The 18,427-nt window shown below is 76.4% G+C and carries 22 protein-coding genes; 16 read left to right on the top strand and 6 right to left on the bottom strand.

Translation table 11 applies throughout. The features are described 5' to 3' along the window. Nucleotides 1-57 precede the first annotated feature (57 nt). The 3 genes from DQ238_RS10005 to DQ238_RS09995 all read left to right on the top strand — a co-directional run bounded on the left by DQ238_RS10005 (nt 58) and on the right by DQ238_RS09995 (nt 2,503). Nucleotides 58-1,071, top strand: coding sequence for a dipeptide ABC transporter ATP-binding protein (locus DQ238_RS10005; RefSeq protein WP_199506262.1), 1,014 nt, complete (start codon nt 58-60; stop codon nt 1,069-1,071). 131 nt (nt 1,072-1,202) lie between these two features. After that, entirely contained in the window at nt 1,203-2,099 is an 897-nt protein-coding gene (mshB, locus tag DQ238_RS10000) for an N-acetyl-1-D-myo-inositol-2-amino-2-deoxy-alpha-D-glucopyranoside deacetylase (protein WP_113781145.1), read from the top strand. Further along, nucleotides 2,096-2,503 carry a hypothetical protein gene (locus DQ238_RS09995; RefSeq protein WP_113781144.1) on the top strand — a complete coding sequence of 136 codons (408 nt, stop codon included), beginning with the start codon at nt 2,096-2,098 and terminating at the stop codon, nt 2,501-2,503. Before mshB ends, DQ238_RS09995 begins: the two co-directional genes overlap by 4 nt. Here the strand turns inward: DQ238_RS09995 and DQ238_RS09990 are convergent. Continuing rightward, a complete protein-coding gene (locus tag DQ238_RS09990) occupies nt 2,460-3,212 on the bottom strand; it encodes a GNAT family N-acetyltransferase (RefSeq protein WP_113781143.1) in 753 nt (250 codons plus the stop codon). The two genes, DQ238_RS09995 and DQ238_RS09990, sit on opposite strands and share 44 nt — an antisense overlap. A 156-nt stretch (nt 3,213-3,368) precedes the next feature. On the opposite strand from DQ238_RS09990, the gene fdxA reads away from it, so the two are divergent. Next, nucleotides 3,369-3,695 carry a ferredoxin gene (gene fdxA / locus DQ238_RS09985; protein ID WP_113781142.1) on the top strand — a complete coding sequence of 109 codons (327 nt, stop codon included), beginning with the start codon at nt 3,369-3,371 and terminating at the stop codon, nt 3,693-3,695. Beyond that, nucleotides 3,692-4,813, top strand: a complete 1,122-nt coding sequence (gene dapC / locus DQ238_RS09980; protein ID WP_113781253.1) for a succinyldiaminopimelate transaminase — start codon at nt 3,692-3,694, stop codon at nt 4,811-4,813. The genes fdxA and dapC overlap by 4 nt, the downstream gene beginning before the upstream one ends. 139 nt (nt 4,814-4,952) lie before the next feature. On the opposite strand, the gene DQ238_RS24060 is transcribed toward dapC, so the two are convergent. Continuing rightward, on the bottom strand, nt 4,953-5,447 hold the full coding sequence (locus DQ238_RS24060) for a hypothetical protein (protein WP_199506246.1): 495 nt from the start codon (nt 5,445-5,447) through the stop codon (nt 4,953-4,955). Nucleotides 5,448-5,712: 265 nt separating this feature from the next. Between DQ238_RS24060 and DQ238_RS09970 the strand changes: the two genes are divergently transcribed. After that, nucleotides 5,713-6,843 carry an alpha/beta fold hydrolase gene (locus DQ238_RS09970; protein WP_113781141.1) on the top strand — a complete coding sequence of 377 codons (1,131 nt, stop codon included), beginning with the start codon at nt 5,713-5,715 and terminating at the stop codon, nt 6,841-6,843. Between the two features lie 189 nt (nt 6,844-7,032). Here the strand turns inward: DQ238_RS09970 and dapD are convergent, their stop codons facing one another. Beyond that, complete coding sequence (dapD, locus tag DQ238_RS09965) at nt 7,033-8,007, bottom strand: 2,3,4,5-tetrahydropyridine-2,6-dicarboxylate N-succinyltransferase (RefSeq protein WP_113781140.1); 975 nt, start codon at nt 8,005-8,007, stop codon at nt 7,033-7,035. Nucleotides 8,008-8,249: 242 nt separating this feature from the next. On the opposite strand from dapD, the gene dapE reads away from it, so the two are divergent. From dapE to DQ238_RS09940, 5 genes are all read left to right on the top strand, one after another. Next, entirely contained in the window at nt 8,250-9,371 is a 1,122-nt protein-coding gene (dapE, locus tag DQ238_RS09960) for a succinyl-diaminopimelate desuccinylase (RefSeq protein WP_113781139.1), read from the top strand. Continuing rightward, entirely contained in the window at nt 9,368-10,207 is an 840-nt protein-coding gene (locus DQ238_RS09955; RefSeq protein ID WP_113781138.1) for a TIGR00730 family Rossman fold protein, read from the top strand. The genes dapE and DQ238_RS09955 overlap by 4 nt, the downstream gene beginning before the upstream one ends. Before the next feature lie 81 nt (nt 10,208-10,288). Next, nucleotides 10,289-10,660 (top strand): DivIVA domain-containing protein, encoded by a 372-nt coding sequence (locus DQ238_RS09950; protein ID WP_233495863.1) that lies wholly within the window; start codon nt 10,289-10,291, stop codon nt 10,658-10,660. After that, nucleotides 10,653-11,120, top strand: coding sequence for an SRPBCC family protein (locus DQ238_RS09945; RefSeq protein ID WP_113781137.1), 468 nt, complete (start codon nt 10,653-10,655; stop codon nt 11,118-11,120). The genes DQ238_RS09950 and DQ238_RS09945 overlap by 8 nt, the downstream gene beginning before the upstream one ends. A 136-nt stretch (nt 11,121-11,256) precedes the next feature. Further along, nucleotides 11,257-11,814 carry a Uma2 family endonuclease gene (locus DQ238_RS09940; protein ID WP_113781136.1) on the top strand — a complete coding sequence of 186 codons (558 nt, stop codon included), beginning with the start codon at nt 11,257-11,259 and terminating at the stop codon, nt 11,812-11,814. A gap of 123 nt (nt 11,815-11,937) precedes the next feature. Here the strand turns inward: DQ238_RS09940 and DQ238_RS09935 are convergent, their stop codons facing one another. Then, nucleotides 11,938-12,558, bottom strand: coding sequence for a LysE family translocator (locus DQ238_RS09935; protein WP_233495862.1), 621 nt, complete (start codon nt 12,556-12,558; stop codon nt 11,938-11,940). Nucleotides 12,559-12,634: 76 nt separating this feature from the next. Between DQ238_RS09935 and DQ238_RS09930 the strand changes: the two genes are divergently transcribed. From DQ238_RS09930 to DQ238_RS09910, 5 genes are all read left to right on the top strand, one after another. Continuing rightward, nucleotides 12,635-13,531, top strand: coding sequence for a DMT family transporter (locus DQ238_RS09930; protein ID WP_113781134.1), 897 nt, complete (start codon nt 12,635-12,637; stop codon nt 13,529-13,531). 35 nt (nt 13,532-13,566) lie between these two features. Further along, nucleotides 13,567-14,151 carry a DNA-3-methyladenine glycosylase I gene (locus tag DQ238_RS09925; protein WP_113781133.1) on the top strand — a complete coding sequence of 195 codons (585 nt, stop codon included), beginning with the start codon at nt 13,567-13,569 and terminating at the stop codon, nt 14,149-14,151. Nucleotides 14,152-14,382: 231 nt separating this feature from the next. Then, nucleotides 14,383-14,550 carry a DUF3117 domain-containing protein gene (locus DQ238_RS09920; protein ID WP_012947303.1) on the top strand — a complete coding sequence of 56 codons (168 nt, stop codon included), beginning with the start codon at nt 14,383-14,385 and terminating at the stop codon, nt 14,548-14,550. A gap of 89 nt (nt 14,551-14,639) precedes the next feature. Further along, on the top strand, nt 14,640-16,301 hold the full coding sequence (locus tag DQ238_RS09915) for a M17 family metallopeptidase (protein WP_233495861.1): 1,662 nt from the start codon (nt 14,640-14,642) through the stop codon (nt 16,299-16,301). Further along, nucleotides 16,301-17,761: a hypothetical protein gene (locus tag DQ238_RS09910; RefSeq protein ID WP_113781132.1), complete on the top strand. Its 1,461-nt coding sequence runs from the start codon at nt 16,301-16,303 to the stop codon at nt 17,759-17,761. Before DQ238_RS09915 ends, DQ238_RS09910 begins: the two co-directional genes overlap by 1 nt. Nucleotides 17,762-17,803: 42 nt before the next feature. On the opposite strand, the gene DQ238_RS09905 is transcribed toward DQ238_RS09910, so the two are convergent. Further along, on the bottom strand, nt 17,804-18,214 hold the full coding sequence (locus DQ238_RS09905) for a PIN domain nuclease (protein ID WP_113781131.1): 411 nt from the start codon (nt 18,212-18,214) through the stop codon (nt 17,804-17,806). After that, nucleotides 18,211-18,423, bottom strand: coding sequence for a type II toxin-antitoxin system VapB family antitoxin (locus DQ238_RS09900; protein WP_113781130.1), 213 nt, complete (start codon nt 18,421-18,423; stop codon nt 18,211-18,213). The genes DQ238_RS09905 and DQ238_RS09900 overlap by 4 nt, the downstream gene beginning before the upstream one ends. Between the last annotated feature and the right edge of the window lie 4 nt (nt 18,424-18,427).

The raw sequence follows: 18,427 nt of genomic DNA, 5'->3' as shown, positions 1-18,427 counted from the left end.
TCCGAGCCCACGACCGGCGCCACTGCCGCGTCCGCCGCCCCGCGCCCGGGCAAGCCGGTGGCCGGGGAGACGCTGCTGGAGATCCGCGACCTGCAGAAGTACTTCCCGCTCACCCAGGGGATCGTGTTCAAGCGCACCATCGGCCACGTCCGCGCGGTGGACGGTGTCAACCTGACCATGCGCCGCGGCGAGACCGTCGGCCTGGTCGGCGAGTCCGGCTGCGGCAAGTCCACCGTCTCCAAGCTGCTGGTGGCGCTGGAGAAGCCGACGTCCGGGTCGATCCTCTACAAGGGCCGCGACGTCGCGCGGATGAGCGGCCGGGCGCTCAAGGACTACCGGCGCGAGGTCCAGATCATCTTCCAGGACCCGTACGCGTCGCTGAACCCGCGGATGACCGTGGGCGACATCGTCGCCGAGGGCTGGGCGGTGCACTCTGACGTCGCGCCGAAGAAGGGCCGGCTGCAGCGCACCCAGGAGCTGCTCGACCGGGTGGGCCTCAACCCCGACTACGTCAACCGCTACCCGCACCAGTTCTCCGGCGGCCAGCGGCAGCGCATCGGCATCGCCCGGGCGCTGGCGCTGCGGCCCGAGGTGATCGTCTGCGACGAGCCGGTCTCCGCCCTCGACGTCTCGGTCCAGGCCCAGGTGGTCAACCTGCTGGAGGACCTGCAGGACGAGTTCGGCCTGTCCTACCTGTTCATCGCGCACGACCTGTCGGTGGTCCGGCACATCTCCGACCGGGTCGCGGTCATGTACCTCGGCAGCATCGTCGAGGAGGGCACCGACGAGCAGGTCTACACCTCGCCGTCGCACCCCTACACCCAGGCGCTGCTGTCGTCGGTGCCGCTGCACGAGCCGGTGCTGCGCGGGCAGAAGGACCGAATCCTGCTGCAGGGCGACGTCCCCAGCCCGGCCAACCCGCCGTCGGGCTGCCGGTTCCGCACCCGCTGCTGGAAGGCGCAGGACGTCTGCGCCGAGCAGGCCCCGGCGCTGGTCGACCGCGGCCAGGGCCACCCCTCGGCGTGCCACTTCGCCGAGGCCCGCGAGGTCGTCCCCGTCGACGCCGAGTAGGGGAGGACGAGTCGTCGTGCCCGTCGGCGGGCCCGGAGGGTCCCCCGACGAAGGACGAGTGGGGCTCAGCGGCGGTCGGGGACGGCCCCTGGCCGCGGTGTCGGCCGGTAGGCCGACGATGATGCAGCACCGTGACCGCTGAGAGACGGCTGCTGCTCGTGCACGCCCACCCCGACGACGAGACGATCAACAACGGCGCGACGATGGCCCGCTACGTCGCCGAGGGGGCACAGGTCACCCTGCTCACCTGCACCCTGGGCGAGGAGGGCGAGGTGCTCGTTCCCGAGCTCGAGCTGCTCGGGCCCGAGCACGCCGACCAGCTCGGCGGCTACCGGATCGCCGAGCTGCGCGCCGCCATGGACGCCCTCGGGGTGACCGACTGGCGGTTCCTCGGCGGCCCGGGGCGCTACCGGGACTCCGGGATGATGGGCACGCCGGCCAACGACCGGCCGCGGGCCTTCTGGCGGGCCGACCTCGACGAAGCGGTCGCGCACGCCGTCGCGGTCGTCCGCGAGGTGCGGCCGCAGGTGGTCGTCACCTACGACGAGAACGGCGGCTACGGCCACCCCGACCACATCCAGGCCCACCGGGTCGCCATGGGTGCCGTGGACGCCGCCGCCGACCCCGCCTACCGCCCGGACCTCGGCCCGGTGTGGGAGGTGGCGAAGGTCTACTGGTGCTGCGTGCCGCGCTCGGTCATGCGCCGGGGCATCGAGGCGATGGCAGCACTGGGGGAGGCCTCGCCGTTCGAGTCGCTGGGCGAGGTCGACGAGGTGCCGTTCGCCGTCCCGGACGAGCTGGTCGCCGCCGCCGTCGACGGGCGGGCCCACGCCGCCGCGAAGGAGTCGGCCATGCGGGCGCACGCCACCCAGATCACCGTCGACGGCCCGTTCTTCGCCCTGTCGAACAACCTCGGCCAGGAGGTGCTCGGGATCGAGTACTACCGGCTGGTGCGCGGAGAGCGCGGCCCGGCCGCAGGCGCGCCCGACGGCTGGGAGGACGACCTGTTCGCCGGCCTGTCCGGGTGATCCGCCGGGCCGCGGCGGCCCTGCTCGTCGTGGTGCTGGCCGCCTGGCTGGCGCTGGTCGAGGTGTTCTGGCTGCCGCTGCGGGTCCTCGGCGTCCTGGTGCCGGTCTCGGTGGTGGCGGCCGTCGTCGGCAACCTGCTGCTGGTGCGGCTGGCCGCCCGGCTCACCGGGTCGCGGGCGCTGGCCGTCCTGCCGGCGCTGACCTGGCTCGTCGTCGCGGTCGCGGCCAGCACCCGACGGCCGGAGGGGGACCTGGTGGTGGTCGGCAGCGGCGCCCTCGGCTGGGTCGGCCTGGCCTTCCTGCTGGTGGGCGTGGTGGCCGCGGCCTCCGCCGTCGGCCGGGCGCTGGCCGACCCGGGGCTCAGGCGGGGGCGGACCGGTAGTGGTAGCGGTGGTGCTCGATGAACCCGGCCCGCCGGTAGAGCGCCCGCGCCGGCGCGTTCGACGCGAGGACCTGCAGGTACACCCACCGGGCGCCGCGGTCGGCCGCCCAGCGCTGCAGCGCGGCCATCACCGCGGTCGCCAGGCCCCGGCGGCGGTGCCGCTCGGCGACGGTGACCGCCGCGACCCCGAGCCAGTCGTCGGTGAGCACCCCGCGGGCGACGGCGGCCAGCGGGGCGGGGGGCGGCTCGCAGCGCACGGAGGCGAAGACGACGTCCTCGGCGTTGGTCAGCACCTCCCGGGCCGCCGGCGGGAGCGGGCGGCCGCGGTAGCGGTAGCCGGTCAGCCAGGCGTCGTCCGGTGCGGGGGAGAGCTCCACCGGGACGCCGTCCGCCGGCGGGACCGTCAACGGCGCGGTGAGCACCAGCACGTCCTCGTCGCGCTCCCAGCCGGCCGCGGCGAACGCCGCGTCGGCGGCGCGGGACTGGCGGCCGGGCAGCATCGCGCACGGTCGCAGGCCGCGATCGCCGTACCACCGGGTGACGGCGTCCACGGCGGCCGGCAGCGGCAGCCCCGGATCCCCGACGACGAGGGCGGAGTTGGCCCGGCCGGTGAACCCGCCGCCGGCGCGCAGCAGCCAGTCGCCGAGGTGCTCCTCCTCCGAGCCCCGCCAGCCGCGCGCGGCCAGCCGCTCGAGATCCGCGACGTCGAGGGGGGTGCGGCTCTGTCCCACGTCCGTGATCCTGCGCGGCGCGGCGCCGCCTCACCCGGCGGGGTCCCGCGGCGTCACCCGTCGCGTTCCCCGGCCTCGCCACGGGCCATACTGAGGATCGCAACGACCGGCCTGCGGGCCGGCCGAACAGCCCCGCGTCCCCGGGAGGGATCCACCGTGACCTACGTCATCACCCAGCCCTGTGTCGACGTCCTCGACAAGGCGTGCATCGACGAGTGTCCGGTGGACTGCATCTACGAGGGCGAGCGGATGCTCTACATCCACCCGGACGAGTGCGTCGACTGCGGCGCCTGCGAGCCGGTCTGCCCGGTGGAGGCCATCTACTACGAGGACGACGTCCCGGACCGGTGGAAGGACTTCTACAACGCCAACGTGGAGTTCTTCTCCGACCTGGGCAGCCCGGGCGGCGCCGCCAAGACCGGCAAGATCGGCCGGGACCACCCGCTGGTCGCCGCGCTGCCGCCGCAGGAGGAGGGTCACTGACGACCACGGTCGCGGGGACGGCGGCCGGTGCGCTGCCCGACTTCCCCTGGGACTCGCTGACCGGTGCCCGGGCGAAGGCGGCCCGCTACCCGGGCGGGGTGGTGGACCTCTCCATCGGGACGCCGGTCGACGCCACCCCCGAGGTGCTCTCCACCGCCCTCGCGGCCGCGGGGAACGCCCCCGGCTACCCGACCGCGCTGGGCACCGCCGCGCTGCGGACGGCGGCGGCGGAGTGGCTGCGGCGCCGGCTCGGGGTGCACCTGGCCGACCCGCTGGGGCCCGACCCCTCGGTCATCCCCACCGTCGGCTCCAAGGAGCTCGTCGCGCTGCTGCCCACGATGCTGGGCCTGCGCGGCGGGGGCACGGTGCTCGTGCCCGAGGTCGCCTACCCGACCTACGAGGTCGGCGCGGTGCTGGCCGGCCTGCAGGTACGGCGCACCGACACCCCGCCGGCGGGCTCGGCCGGCGTCGTCCTGGTGTGGCTGAACTCGCCGGGCAACCCGCACGGCCGGGTGCTCTCCGACGACCAGCTGCGGGCCTGGGTCGCGTGGGGGCGGGCGCACGGCGTACCCGTGGTGTCCGACGAGTGCTACGTGACGCTGGGGTGGGACGTCGAGCCGCGCTCGCTGCTGCACCCGGAGGTCGCCGGCGCCGACCACACCGGCCTGCTGGCCGTGCACTCGCTGTCCAAGCAGTCGACCGCCGCGGGCTACCGGGCCGGGCTGCTGTCGGGCGACCCGGGGCTGGTCCGCCGGGTGTGGGAGGTGCGCCGCCACCTCGGCCTGCTCGTGCCCACCCCGGTGCAGGCGGCGATGGCCGCCGGGCTGGCCGACGACGCCTCCGTCGAGCGGCAGCGGGAGCGCTACCGGACCCGCCGGGAGCGGCTGGCCGCCGCCGTCCGCGCCGCCGGGGCCCGCATCGACCACTCCGAGGCCGGGCTGTACCTGTGGGTCACCCGGGACGAGGACTGCTGGGCGACGATCGACTGGCTGGCCGGCCTGGGGATCGTCGCCGCCCCCGGCTCCTTCTACGGCCCCGCCGGCACCCGCCACGTGCGCATGGCGCTCACCGCCACCGACGAGCGCATCAGCGCCGCCGCGCAGCGCCTGGCCGATTGACTCCGGCCGCCGTCCCTCCCGCGCTGGCGGCGGCGGTGGCCGATGTGCACGGCGACACCGGTCGCGCCGATGACGACGTGCTGGCGCTCGCCGCGGCTCTCGGCTGACCCGGTGCGGGTCGCGAGGTCGGCCCGAGCCCTCACGAACACCGGAGGTGGTCCACCGCGCCGCCGCCCAGGGCCCGGGTGAGTTCCTCGGCGAACTCCGACCACCGTCCGTAGGCACGGGGGTACGCGCTGCGTTGCACGGCGTCTGCCACGACGGTCAGCTCCCCCGTCTGCCAATCCGGGACCCGCACCAGGTGGTCGTAGAACCTCCCGGCCGCGTAGACCGGGTCCTGCACCTGCTCGGGCGTGCCCCAGCCCTGCGACGGGCGCTGCTGGAACAGCCCGAGTGAGTCCCGGTCGCCGTGGTCGAGGTTGCGCAGCGTCGACTCCTGCATGGCCGTGGCGAGCGCGATGACGACGGCCCGCTCGGGCAGGCCGCGGTCGTGGCCGACCTGCGCGATCGTCCGGGCGTTGGCGACCTGTTCGCCGGTGAGCTGCACCCCGGTCGCGGGCAGCGTGCACTCCGCCGTCGCCACGGGTACCTCCGGGTGGTCGGCCTCGACCGAGAGCGCCACGAGCACGACCACGGCGAGCACCACCGCGAGCCAGGCCCAGGACGCCGCGGCCGGCCCGCCCCGTCGGGCCGGTGCGCGTCGTCCGGACGAGGGGCGTCGCCGCGGCGCGGGGCGGCGGTCGGCAGACCGGGGCGCCGTCGGCCTGCCGACCGGTCGTGCCGTCGCGCTCCGCCCGCTGCTCATCACCTGCGACTGTAGGTGGGGACCCTGACGGCGCCGCGCTGTCGCGCAGAGGCGCTGGTCGCCTAGCGTGTGGCCCCCACCTGCGAGGAGACCGATGAGCGACGTCCTGCTGCCCGGCGTCACCGCCACCCGCGTGCCCACGCCGCGGCTGACCCAGAGCGTGCTGCACCCCGACGGGGTGGAGCCGGCCGGCCCGGGCGAGGCGGTGCTGTTCGTCCACGGCAACGTCAGCTCGGCGCTGTTCTGGCAGCAGCCGCTGCTGGCGCTGGCCGGAGCCGGAGGGCCGCGGCCGCTCGCCGTCGACCTGCGCGGCTACGGCGACACCGACCCGCTGCCGGTGGACGCCCGGCGCGGGGTGCGCGACTGGGCCGACGACGTCGCCGCGCTGGTCGACACCCTCGGGCTGCAGCGGGTGCACCTGGTCGGCTGGAGCATGGGCGCGGCCGTGGTGCTGCAGCACCTGCTCGATGCCCCGGCGCGGGTGGCGTCGGTGGTGCTGGTCGCCCCGGTGTCCCCGTACGGCTTCGGTGGCACCGCCGGGCCCGAGGGACGGCGGCTCGCAGCGGACGGCGCCGGATCGGGCGGAGGAGCGGCCAACCCCGAGTTCGTCGCCGCCCTGACCGCCGGCGACACCACGGCCGACGCCCCCACCAGCCCCCGGTCGATCCTCCGCGCCTTCTACGTGGCGCCGGACTCGCTGCCGCTCGGCCCGCAGCTCGAGGACGTGTTCGTGGCCGCCATGCTCTCCACCCGCACCGGCGAGGACCACTACCCGGGCGACGCCACGACCTCCGACACCTGGCCCGGGGTGGCGCCGGGGGAGCGGGGCGTGCTCAACACGATGGCGCCCACCGTGCTCGACCTCTCCGGGATCGTCGACTCACCGGCCAAGCCACCGGTGCTGTGGATCCGCGGGGACGCCGACACGATCGTCTCCGACGCCTCGGCGTTCGACCTGGCCCTCCTCGGCTCGGTCGGCGCGGTGCCGGGCTGGCCGGGCGCCGAGGTCGCCCCACCGCAGCCGATGGTCACCCAGACCCGGGCGGTGCTGGACCGCTACGCCGCGGCCGGGGGCGCGTACCGGGAGGTCGTGCTGCCCGGGGTCGGGCACTCGCCGCACGTGGAGCGGCCACGGGAGTTCGTCGTCGCGCTGCTGGAGCACCTCGCCGTCCCGGCGGCCCCGCCGTCGAACACCCCGGAGACGCCCGGACCGGGGACCCGCTGACCGGTGCCGGCGGCCCCCCTCCGGGCGCCGGCCTCCTCCCGGGCACCGCTGGCCCCGTCCCGGCGGCCCTCCTGCAGGGGCCCGTCACGAGCCTGCGAGTGGCGGGGGGCAGGAGGGTCCTTCCACTGAGCTTGCGGAGGGTGGGGAGGCCGGGGTCCTCCTACGAGGGTGGAGAGGGGAGGTCCTTCTTCAGTTGGTGTGCAGGTCGGCGTTGAGGGCGCCCCAGGTGCCCTCGCGGGGCAGCGCCTCCAGCGCGCCGGAGACCGAGTTGCGCCGGAACAGCAGGCCGTCCCGGCCGGAGAGCTCCCCGGCCTTGACCAGCGAGCCGTCGGGCAGGGTGACGCGGGCTCCGGCGGTCACGTAGCAACCGGCCTCGACGACGCACCCGTCGCCGAGGGAGATCCCGATGCCGGCGTTGGCGCCGAGCAGGCAGCCCGAGCCGATCGAGATGACCTGCGTCCCGCCGCCGGAGAGCGTGCCCATGATCGAGGCGCCGCCGCCGACGTCGCTGTCCGCGCCGACGACGACACCGGCGCTGATCCGCCCCTCGACCATCGACGGGCCGAGCGTGCCGGCGTTGAAGTTGACGAAGCCCTCGTGCATGACCGTCGTCCCCTCGGCCAGGTGGGCACCCAGCCGCACCCGGTCGCCGTCGGCGATGCGCACGCCGGAGGGGATGACGTAGTCGACCATCCGCGGGAACTTGTCGACTCCGTACACGGTGACCTGCCCGTGGGCGGCGCGCAGCCGGTGCGGGTTGAACGAGGCCGCCTCGACCGGGCCGACGCTGGTCCAGGCCACGTTGGCGAGCAGCCCGAAGACGCCGTCCACGTTCAGCCCGCGCGGGCGGACCAGCCGGTGGGAGAGCAGGTGCAGCCGCAGCCACACGTCGTGGGGGTCGGCCGGCGGCGCGGCGAGGTCGGGGACGACGGTGCGGACGCCGATCACCTCGACCCCGCGGGCCTCGTCGCTGCCCACCAGACCGCCGTGGTCGGGGCCCAGCTCGCCGGCCAGCTCCAGCGCGTTCAGCCGGGTCGTGCCGTGGGTGGCCCCCTCGGGAAGGCCGAGCCGGGGCTCGGGGTACCAGGTGTCGAGGACCGTGCCCGAGGGGGTCACGGTGGCCAGACCGACGGCGACGGCGGAGCGCGGAGCGGGAGCGGTCACGGCGACGACGCTACCGAGCGCCCGGCCGCCGGCCCGACGTCCTCCCGTGCGCACGCTCGTGCTCTGCCCAGCAGGGTGGGCAGAGCACGAGCACGCCGAAGGACACCTGACCGGCGGCCCGGGGTGGACGGTGCGTGACGGTATAGGTACCGTCCGCGTGCTGCGACGACCCGGGTGACCGGCCGGTGACGCTCCGGCGCTGCGGCGGCCCGGTCCGGACGGCGCCCGTAGGCTCGGGTGCCGTGAGCGACCTCCCCCTGCTGGACCCGTCGGCCGACGTCCTGACGCTCACCCGGGCGCTGGTCGACACCCCGTCGGTGTCGGGCACCGAGGGGGCCCTGGCCGACGCGGTCGAGGCGGCGCTGCGCGGCCTGGGCGGCCTGGAGGTGGAGCGGGTGGGCGACGCCGTCCTCGCCCGCACGAACCTCGACCGGCCGACCCGCGTGGTGCTCGCCGGCCACCTGGACACCGTGCCGATCGCCGACAACCTGCCCAGCCGGCTCGAGGACGGCCGCCTCCACGGCTGCGGCAGCAGCGACATGAAGGCCGGCGACGCGGTCATGCTGCGGCTGGCCGGCCGGTTCGGCGTCCCCGGCGCGCAGCCGGCGCACGACCTCACCTTCGTCTTCTACGACAACGAGGAGGTCGAGGCGGTCAAGAACGGCCTCGGCCGGGTGGCCCGGGAGCGCCGCGGCTGGCTCTACGGCGACCTCGCGATCCTGCTGGAGCCGACCGACGGCGAGATCGAGGCCGGCTGTCAGGGCACGCTGCGGGCGGTGCTCGAGGTGCCGGGCCGGCGCGCGCACAGCGCCCGCAGCTGGCTGGGGGTGAACGCGATCCACGGCACGGCCGGCATCCTGGCCACCCTGGCGGCCTACGAGGCGCGGGAGGTCGACATCGACGGCTGCCGCTACCGCGAGGGGCTCAGCGCCGTCCGCATCGAGGGCGGCGTGGCCGGCAACGTCGTCCCGGACTCGTGCGCAGTGACGGTGAACTTCCGCTACGCCCCCGACCGGGACGAGGACGAAGCCTCGGCGCACGTGCGCGAGGTGTTCGCCGACGCGATCGCCGCCGGGGTCACGCTGACCGTCGTCGACAACGCCGGCGGCGCGCTGCCCGGCCTGTCCGAGCCCGCTGCGGCGGCGTTCGTGGCCGCCGTCGGCCGGCCGGCGCGGGCCAAGCTCGGCTGGACCGACGTGGCCCGCTTCGCCGCCCTCGGCATCCCCGCCGTCAACTACGGGCCCGGCGACCCCCAGCTGGCCCACACCCGCGAGGAGCACGTCCTCGTCGACCGGCTGCAGCCGGCCGAGGACGCGCTCGTCGCCTACCTCACGACGCCTGCCCGACCAGGAGCTGACGCATGACGACCATCCCCGAGCCGGCCGGCGCCCGTGAGCCACGGTCCACCCGCCACCGCGGGCCGGTCATGCTGCGCGGTGGGGAACCCGACTCCCGCGCGCACGGGACGACGACCGACCAGCGGCTGCTCGACCGCCGCGGGCCGACCGACTGGGTACACACCGACCCGTGGCGGGTGCTGCGCATCCAGAGCGAGTTCGTCGAGGGCTTCGGCCTGCTGGCCGAGCTGCCCAAGGCGGTGAGCGTCTTCGGCAGCGCCCGCACCCGCCGCGACGACCCGTACTACGCCGCCGGTGTCGAGATCGGGTCCGCGCTGGCCCGCGCCGGCTACGCGGTGATCACCGGCGGCGGGCCCGGCGCCATGGAGGCGGCCAACCGGGGCGCCTCAGAGGCCGGCGGGCTGTCGGTGGGGCTGGGCATCGAGCTGCCGTTCGAGCAGGAGCTCAACGAGTGGGTCGACGTCGGCATCGCGTTCCGCTACTTCTTCGTGCGCAAGACGATGTTCGTGAAGTACGCCCAGGCGTTCGTCATCCTCCCCGGCGGCTTCGGCACCCTCGACGAGCTGTTCGAGGCGCTCACCCTGGTGCAGACCCGCAAGGTCACCCGCTTCCCGGTGGTCCTCTTCGGGTCGGAGTACTGGTCGGGGCTGGTCGACTGGATCCGGCGGACGATGGTCCCGGCCGCCACGATCCGGGCGGGCGACCTGGACCTGTTCCGGGTCACCGACGACGTCGACGAGGTGGTGCGGCTGATCCGGGAGGCGGAGGCCGCCCGGTTGGCCGGCGACAACGGCGGTGGCATGCGCGCGCTGCCCGTCGACCCCGGACCGAGCGACGCCTGATGACAGCACCGGGAGCACCGCGGCGAGGAACGAGCGGGGAGCGCACCGGGGCGCGGAGTCGGGCCGAGGGGGTCGCCTGAGGTGCTCTCGGCCGTCGTCTTCCTCGTCATCGTCCTGGTGGTCGGGGGGCTGCTGTTCCTCGGGGCCTCGCTGATGCTGGGGCGGGGCGAGACGCAGCCGCCGGCGGACCCCGACCGCTCGCCGGTCGCGCTGCCCGACGGCCGGCCGGTCACCGCGGACGACCTGCGCGGGCTGCGCATCTCGGTGACCGTCCGGGGCTACCGGATGACCGAGGTGGACTGGCTGCTCGAGCAGCTGGCGCACGCGTTGGAGGAGCGCGACGGCCAGATCACCACGCTGCGCTCCCGGCTGGCCGAGGCCGGTGCCGCGCGGCGGACGAGGGGCCCGGACGACGCCGGGTCCGCCGGGGGAGGGGAGGACGCCGGTGCGTGAGCTGGTGGAGACCGTGGACGTCGACGCCCCGCCGGAGCGGGTGTGGGCCGCGCTCACCGACTGGACCCGCCAGGGCGAGTGGATGCTGGCGACCGACGTGGAGGTGGTCGGCGGCGACCCGCACGCGGTCGGTGGCCGGCTCGCCGCGCGCACCGGGCTGCCGTGGCGGGGCGGCCGGCACCTCGGCGTCCTGGACACGATGGTCATCACCGAGTGGGACCCGCCGCGCCGCGTCGTCGTCCAGCACACCGGCCGGGTCGTGCGCGGGCCGGGGATCTTCGAGGTCGTCCCGAGGGGCGCCGGCGCGACCCTGGTGTGGACCGAGCGGCTGGAGCTGCCCTTCGGCCTGCTCGGCCTGCTCGGCCGGCTCGGCTGGCCGGTGGCCGAGCCGGCCGTCGTCGCCGGGGTGCGGCGCTCGCTGCGCCGGTTCGCCGCCTTCGCCGCGCGCCATCCGGGCTGAGCGGCTGCTCAGCGGCCCTGCGAGCGGGCGAACTCCAGCGCCTCGCGGGCCAGCGGCAGGTCGGTGCCCGGCTCGCCGTCGGGGAGGGCGACCCACTCCCGGTACGGCCGGGCCTCACCGGCCGTAGGGTGTCGTCATGACGACCGCGCCGGCTGCACAGGCCGCGTCGATGACCGCCGAGCAGCTGCTCGAGCTGCCCGACGACGGTCTGCGGCACGAGCTGGTGGAGGGGGTCCTGCGCACGATGGCGCCGGCGGGGGCGAGGCACGGCTCGGTCGCCGCGAGGCTGCTGCTCCGGGTGGGTGTGTTCGTCGAGCAGCAGCGACTCGGACGGCTGTATGCCGCCGAGACCGGCTTCCGGCTGCGCCGCGACCCCGACACGGTGCGCGCGCCCGACGTCGCCTTCGTCCGCGCCGACCGCGTGGCCGACGCCGAGGTCCCCGGGTTCCTCCCGCTCGCTCCGGACCTGGTCGCCGAGGTGGTCGGCCCGACCGACCGCGCCGCCGAGGTGACGGGCGAGGCACTGGCCTGGCTGGACGCCGGCGCACGGCTGGTCTGGGTGGTCGACCCGGAGAACCGCACGGTCACCGTGTACCGGCCGGAGGGGGCCGGCGTGCGGCGCGGTCAGGACGCGCTCGACGGCGAGGACGTGCTGCCCGGCTTCACCCTGCCGCTGCCGGAGCTGTGGCGCTGACCCGCTCGGCGGCGCGGACGGCGGCGCGGCTGACGTACCAGCGCCGCCGCAGCACCACCGCCACCGCTGCGCCTCGGTCACGGTCGGGCGGTGCCCGCTGCCAGGCCCGGGAACCCGGCCCGGTCAGGCCCGCTCGGCCGCCAGCCGGGCGCCGAAACCCAGCAACGCGCAGCCGGTCAGCGCGTCCAGCGCCCGGCGGACCGGCCGGCGGGCCAGCACCACCCGTACCCGGTCCAGCCCGGCGACGAGTGCCAGCAGGTAGGCCAGCGACAGGACGGCGTGGGTGAGGGCGTAGGCCAGCAGCACCGGCACCGGCGCGCCCGGCCCCAGGAACTGCGGCAGCACCGCGAGGTAGAACGCGAGCACCTTGGGGTTGGTGACGTTGGACAGGAACCCCTGTCGCCAGCCGACGATCGCCTGACCGGGCGCCGTGTCGCCGACCGACGGCGCCCGGTACTCCCCGCGGACGGCGGACCGCAGGGCCTGCGCCCCCAGCCACGCCAGGTAGGCGATGCCCAGCCAGCGGATCGTCTGGAACAGGGGCTCGATGCGGACGACGAGTGCGGCCAGGCCGGCGGCGGCCGCCGCGCCCTGCACGGCGTTGGAGGTCGTCACGCCGACGGCGCTCCACGCACCGCGGCGCGGGCCACCCGCCAGCGTGTTCCTCACGACCACGGCGAAGTCCGGACCCGGGACGAGGACCAGCACCGCGGCGAAGACGACGAACGTCCCGTACTGCGCCACGGGACCACCGTAGGGCGTCGGACGCCTCGAGCAGGATGGCGGCCGTGAGGTCGTGCAGCGCAGCGGGTGAGGAGCGGTGAGCCGGCGGGGCTGGGCGCTGTTCCTCGCGATGGCGGTCATCTGGGGCGTCCCGTACCTGCTGGTCAAGGTGGCCGTCGGTGCGATGCCTCCGGTGGTCGTCGTCTTCGGCCGGTGCGTCCTGGGCGCGGCGCTCCTGCTGCCGTGGACCGTCGCCCGCGGCCAGCTGCGCCCGGCGTTGCGGCACTGGCGGGCGCTGCTGCTGTTCACCGTGCTGGAGATGACCGCCCCGTGGCTGCTGCTGGCCTACGCCGAGCAGTCGCTGTCGAGCTCGCTCACCGGTCTGCTGGTCGCCGCCGTGCCGTTCGTCGCCGCGCTGGCCGCCCGGCTGGCCGGTGAGGAGGAGCGGCTGACCCGGGTGCGGCTGCTCGGCATGGGGCTGGGCGTGGTCGGCATCGCCGTCCTCCTCGGCCTGGACGTCGACGGGGTCGGGCCGCTGCCCCTGCTGGCCGTCGCGCTGGTCGTCGTCGGGTACGCCACCGCCCCGCTCGTCGTCACCCGGGCCCTGCCCGACGTGCCCGGGGTGGCCGCCAGCGCGATCGCGCTGAGCGTCACCGCGGTGGTCTACGCCCCGTTCGCCGTCCCCCGGCTGGACGAGGCGGCACGGGCCCCCGGACGGGCGCTGCTGGCCCTGGCGACCCTCGGCGTGCTGTGCACGGCCGTCGCGCTGGCGCTGTTCTTCGCGCTCATCCGCGAGGTCGGCCCGCAGCGGGCGCTGGTCATCACCTTCCTCAACCCGGCCGTCGCGGTGCTGCTGGGCGTGCTGCTGCTCGACGAGCCGTTCACCCTCGGCCTGGCCCTCGGGCTGCCGCTCGTCGTGCTCGGCTGCGTGCTCGCCACCCGGCGCAGCCCCGCCCGCGCCGAGCGTCCCGACGTCGACGCCGCCGTCCCCTGACCGGGACCGTCGGCGCTGCGCGCTAGCGTCCGGGCGTGGACCGCGCCCGCCGTGCCGAGCTGGTCGGACGTGCCGGGCTGGTCAGGTGCGCATGGGGGGACAGCGCCCCCGAGTACGTCGCCTACCACGACGAGGAGTGGGGCACCCCGCTGCACGGCGACGACGCGTTGTACGAGCGGCTCTGCCTCGAGGCGTTCCAGTCGGGGCTGTCCTGGATCACCGTCCTGCGCAAGCGCCCGGCCTTCCGGGCCGCGTTCGCCGGCTTCTCCATCGACGCGGTGGCGCGGTTCACCGAGGACGACGAGGCGCGGCTGCTGGCCGCCGCGGGGATCGTCCGCAACCGGGCCAAGATCCGGGCGGCGATCGGCAACGCCCGCGCCGCGCAGCAGGTGCCCGGGGGGCTCTCGGCGCTGCTGTGGTCGTTCGCCCCCACCGGCCCGCGGCCCCGGCCGGCCTCCCTCGCCGACGTCCCGGCCACCAGCCCCGAGTCCACCGCGATGGCCCGCGAGCTCAAGGGCCGCGGCTTCGTCTTCGTGGGCCCCACCACCGCCTACGCCCTCATGCAGGCGACCGGGATGGTCGACGACCACGTGGCCGCCTGTTTCCGCGCCGCCCCGTGAAACGGCCCCCGTGAGGTGGCCCCGTCCGGGCGCCGCCCCGAGCCGGGTGACGAACTGGAACGGCCCCCTTGCAGGGCCCCGCCGCGAGCTTGCGAGTGGTGGGGAGCAAGGGGGCCCTTCCCTCGGGTTGGTCTCCCGAGCCCGGATACGGGATCATGGGGGGAGCTCACAGCATCGACGGACGCCACACCGCAGCCGGCCGGCCGCGGGTGGCCGGTGAAGGAGGCACGCATGGCGGCCATGAAGCCGCGCACGGGTGAAGGTCCCCTGGAGGTCACCAAGGAGGGGCGCGGCCTGGTCATGCGCGTACCGCTCGAAGGCGGCGGCCGTCTGGTCGTCGAGCTGTCGCCCGACGAGGCCGCGGCCCTCTCCGAGGCACTGAAGGGCGCGACCAGCTGAACACCCCAGCGCACCTGCCCCCGGGCAGCCCCGCGCAGGACGACACGGCCCCGGTCGCCGGCAGCACGCCGGCGACCGGGGCCGCGCCGTTGCCGCGGGTCGAGGTCCTGGCCACCCTCCCGGCGCTGGGCGAGGACGACGTCCTGGCCGTCCCCGTCGGCACCGGCGCGGCGCTGCCCGCGTGGCTTCCCGGCCCGAGCGCCCCGGTCGACGCCGGGCTGCTCGCCGGCGTGCTCGCCGACACGGGCAACACCGGCCGGCCGGGCACCGTCAGGGACCTGCCGGTGCCCGGCCGCCGGCCGCGCACCGTGCTCGCCGTCGGGGTCGGGGACGCCACGCTGCCCGACCTGCGCGGCTACGTCGGCGCCGCCGTCCGCCGCGCGCAGGCCCTCGCCGAGCACGGCGCCCGCCGGCTGGTGCTGCCGCTCGACGACCCGGCCGCCCCGGCCGGCGCCGAGGAGGTCCGCGCCGCCGTCGAGGCCGCCCTGCTGGCCGGCTACCGGTTCCGGGAGACCTCCACGCCCCACCCGCCGCGGCTGGCCACGGTCACGGTCGTCGCCGCCGACGGCGAGGACCCGGCGGTCGCGGCCGCCGCGCGGGCGGGGGAGGTCGCCGGCGAGGCGGTCGCCTGGGCCCGCGACCTGGTCAACACGCCCAGCAACACCAAGGACCCGGCCTGGCTGGCCGACCGGGCCGTCGAGCGCCTGGGCCGGCTGCCGTCCGTGACCGTCACCGTGCTCGGGCCCGACGAGCTGCGGGCCGGGGGCTTCGGCGGCGTGCTCGCCGTGGGCGGCGGCTCGGCCAGCCCGCCGCGGGTGGTCGCCGCGACCTACCGTCCGCCGGGGGCCGGCGCCGCCCACCCCGTGCTGGTCGGCAAGGGCATCACCTTCGACACCGGCGGCATCTCGATCAAACCGACCGCCGGCATGCGCGAGATGAAGACCGACATGGCCGGCGGGGCCGCCGTGCTCGCCGCGCTCGACGCCGCGGCCCGGCTGGAGCTGCCGGTCGCCGTCACCGCCGTCGTCCCGGCCGCGGAGAACGCCGTCTCGGGCTCGTCCTACCGGCCGGCCGACGTCGTCCGGCACGTCGGCGGGCGGACGACGGAGGTGCTCAACACCGACGCCGAGGGCCGCATGGTGCTCGCCGACGGGCTGGCGTGGGCCCGGCTCGAGCTGGGCGCCACGGTGCTGGTCGACGTCGCCACGCTGACCGGTGCGATGAAGGTCGCGCTCGGCACCCGCACCGCCGGGCTGTACGCGACCACCGACGGGCTGGCCGACGCGCTGAGCACCGCCGCCGCACACGCCGGGGAGCCGGTGTGGCGGATGCCGCTGGCCGAGGAGCACGCCGACCTGCTCGAGTCCGCCGTCGCCGACGCCAACAACGCGCCGGGCAACCCGGGCGGGACGACCGCCGCGCTGTTCCTGCGGCCCTTCGCCGGGGACCTGCCCTGGGCGCACCTCGACGTCGCCGGGCCGGCCCGCGCCGGGTCGGACGACGCCGAGGTGGTCAAGGGCGGCACCGGCTTCGGCGCCCGCACGCTGCTGCGCTGGCTGGAGGCCGGCGCGCCGTGGAAGGACCTCGCTGCCCCCCAGCACTCGCGAGCTCGCGGTGGGACCCTGCACCGAGGCCTCCAGACCCCTCGGAGAAGGACCCCCTGCCCCCCGCCACTCGCAGGCTCGTGGCGGGCCCCTGCAGGGGGCCAGGTGCCCGGGACGGGGCCGAATCCGCCGACGGTCGCCGACTGATGGCCGACCTCGGGGTCGTCTTCCCCGCCGGTCCGGACGGTCGGCGCAGCACCGCGGCGCTGGGCCGGGCGGTCGTCGCCGACGCGCTGCGCCCGGTCGACCCGACCGGAGCCGCGGCCGCCGAGCGAGAGACCAACTGGCGGGCCGGCTACCTCACCCACGTCCGCCGGCTGGTCGAGGCGGGGCTGGCCTCGCGTGAGGCGGCCCTGGCGATCGCCGACGCCGGCCTGGTCGCGCTGCACCGGCGGATGCGGGTCGCCGGGCCGGACGGCGTGGAGGCCGGCCTGGACGACCTGCTCCGCGCTCCGGCCGGGCGCGCCCTGGCCACCGCCGAGGTGACCGGCACCGCCGAGCCCGAGCGGGAGCTGTCGGTGCCCTACCACGGCGAGCGGCTGCGCGGCGAGACGCTGCTGCGCCGCCTCGACGCGTGGGTGGCGGCCGGGGTCGTGGAGCCCTCGTGCGCCGAGGCGGTGCGCACCGTCGCCGCGCACCCCGAGTGGCTCGCCCTGCCCGGCACCACCGTGGTGGTGCTCGGGGCGGGCGCGGAGATGGGTCCGCTGACCGCGCTGCTGCGCTGGGGCGCCCGGGTGGCCGGCGTCGACCTGCCCCGCCCGGCGCTGTGGCAGCGGGTGGCCGAGACCGCCCGACGCGGCGCCGGGACGCTCCTGGTGCCGGTGGCGCCGGACGATGGGTCCGATCCGGCTCGGGCCGGCGCGGACCTGATCACCGAGGTGCCGGCCGTCGCCGACTGGGTCGCCGCCCTGCCCGGGCGGGCGGTGCTGGGCAACTACGTCTACGCCGACGGCGCGACCAACGTGCGGGTGTCGACGGCGGTCGACGCGCTCACCGTCCGGCTGGCCGCGGCCCGCGACGACCTGGCGCTGGGGTTCCTCGCCACCCCGACCGACGTCTTCGCCGTCCCGGCGGACGCGGTCGAGCAGTCGGTGCGGGCCTACGCCGGCCGCTCGCGGACGGCCAAGCTGCTCGGCCGGCCGCTGCGGACGCTCTCGGCCGGCCGGCTGCTGCAGCGGGCGTACGTGCCCGGCAGCGATCCCGGCATCGCCGACAGCCTGGTCGCCCAGCAGGGCCCCAACTACGCGCTGGCCAAGCGGTTGCAGCGGTGGCGGGCGACGGTCGCCCGGGCCGGTGGGACGACGGTGTCGATGAACGTCGCGCCGCCGACCCGCACCCGCTCGGTGGTCAAGAACCGCGCGCTGGCCGCGGCCTACGCCGGGGCGCACCGGTTCGGCGTCGAGGTGTTCGAGCCGGCGACGTCCAACGTGCTGATGGCCGCGCTGCTCGTGCACGACCTGCACACCGGCGGCGGCCCGGCGCACCAGCAGCCGTGGCAGGACGAGGCCTGCGCCGCGGCGCACGGCGGCCTGTGGCGGGGCGCCTACGCGCCGCGCAGCGCCCTCGGCCTGGCCGCGCTGCTCGGCTACGGCGCCGCCCGGGGGTGAGCGGATCGGGCCGGTGCTCCTGAGCCGGCCACCCGTGTGGGCTCAGGCTCGCAGGGAGGCGTCGTCCACCGCGATGCCGACCACCCGGGCGACCCGATCGAGGTCGGCGTCCTGGGCGAGGAGCACCGCCGAGGTCCGCCGGGCCACGGCCGCGATCAGGCAGTCCACCATGCCGCGCGGCGTCACGCCGGCACGTCGGCAGCGGCGGTACACCAGTGCGGCCGCCTCGAAGTCCGCAGCCGGGTCGACCGGCAGCAGGTGGGTGCGGAGGAGGAGCTGGCGCAGCTGCTCGGCTCGCCGCTCGTCACGGGCGCCCGCGCAGACCTCCATCAGCACGGGTTCGGTGACGGCCAGCAGCCCGTCGGTGGCGATCAGCTCGGTGAGTCGCCGGTCCACAGGACTGCCCGTGGCCCGGTCGTACTCCACCCACGCCGAGGTGTCGGCCAGGATCACCCGGCGTCGACCGGACCGGCATCGGCCGGTGCCGTGCCGAGGGCCCGCGCGCCGCGCATGGCGAGGGCCTGCTCGCGGGTCATCGGCTGACCGGCCAGGTGGCGCAGGGCGAGGTGCACCGCCTCGGTCTTCGTGCGGACGCCGTGCCGCTCCATGATCAGCTGGACGAGGTCGTCCTCCAGCTCGATGTTGGTGCGCGACCGACTCATACAC

This window comes from Geodermatophilus sp. TF02-6, assembly GCF_003319115.1.
In the GTDB taxonomy this organism is placed as follows: Bacteria; Actinomycetota; Actinomycetes; order Mycobacteriales; family Geodermatophilaceae; genus Geodermatophilus.
Note: the sequence above shows the minus strand (reverse complement) of the source record. Positions and strands in the feature narration are given on the sequence as shown.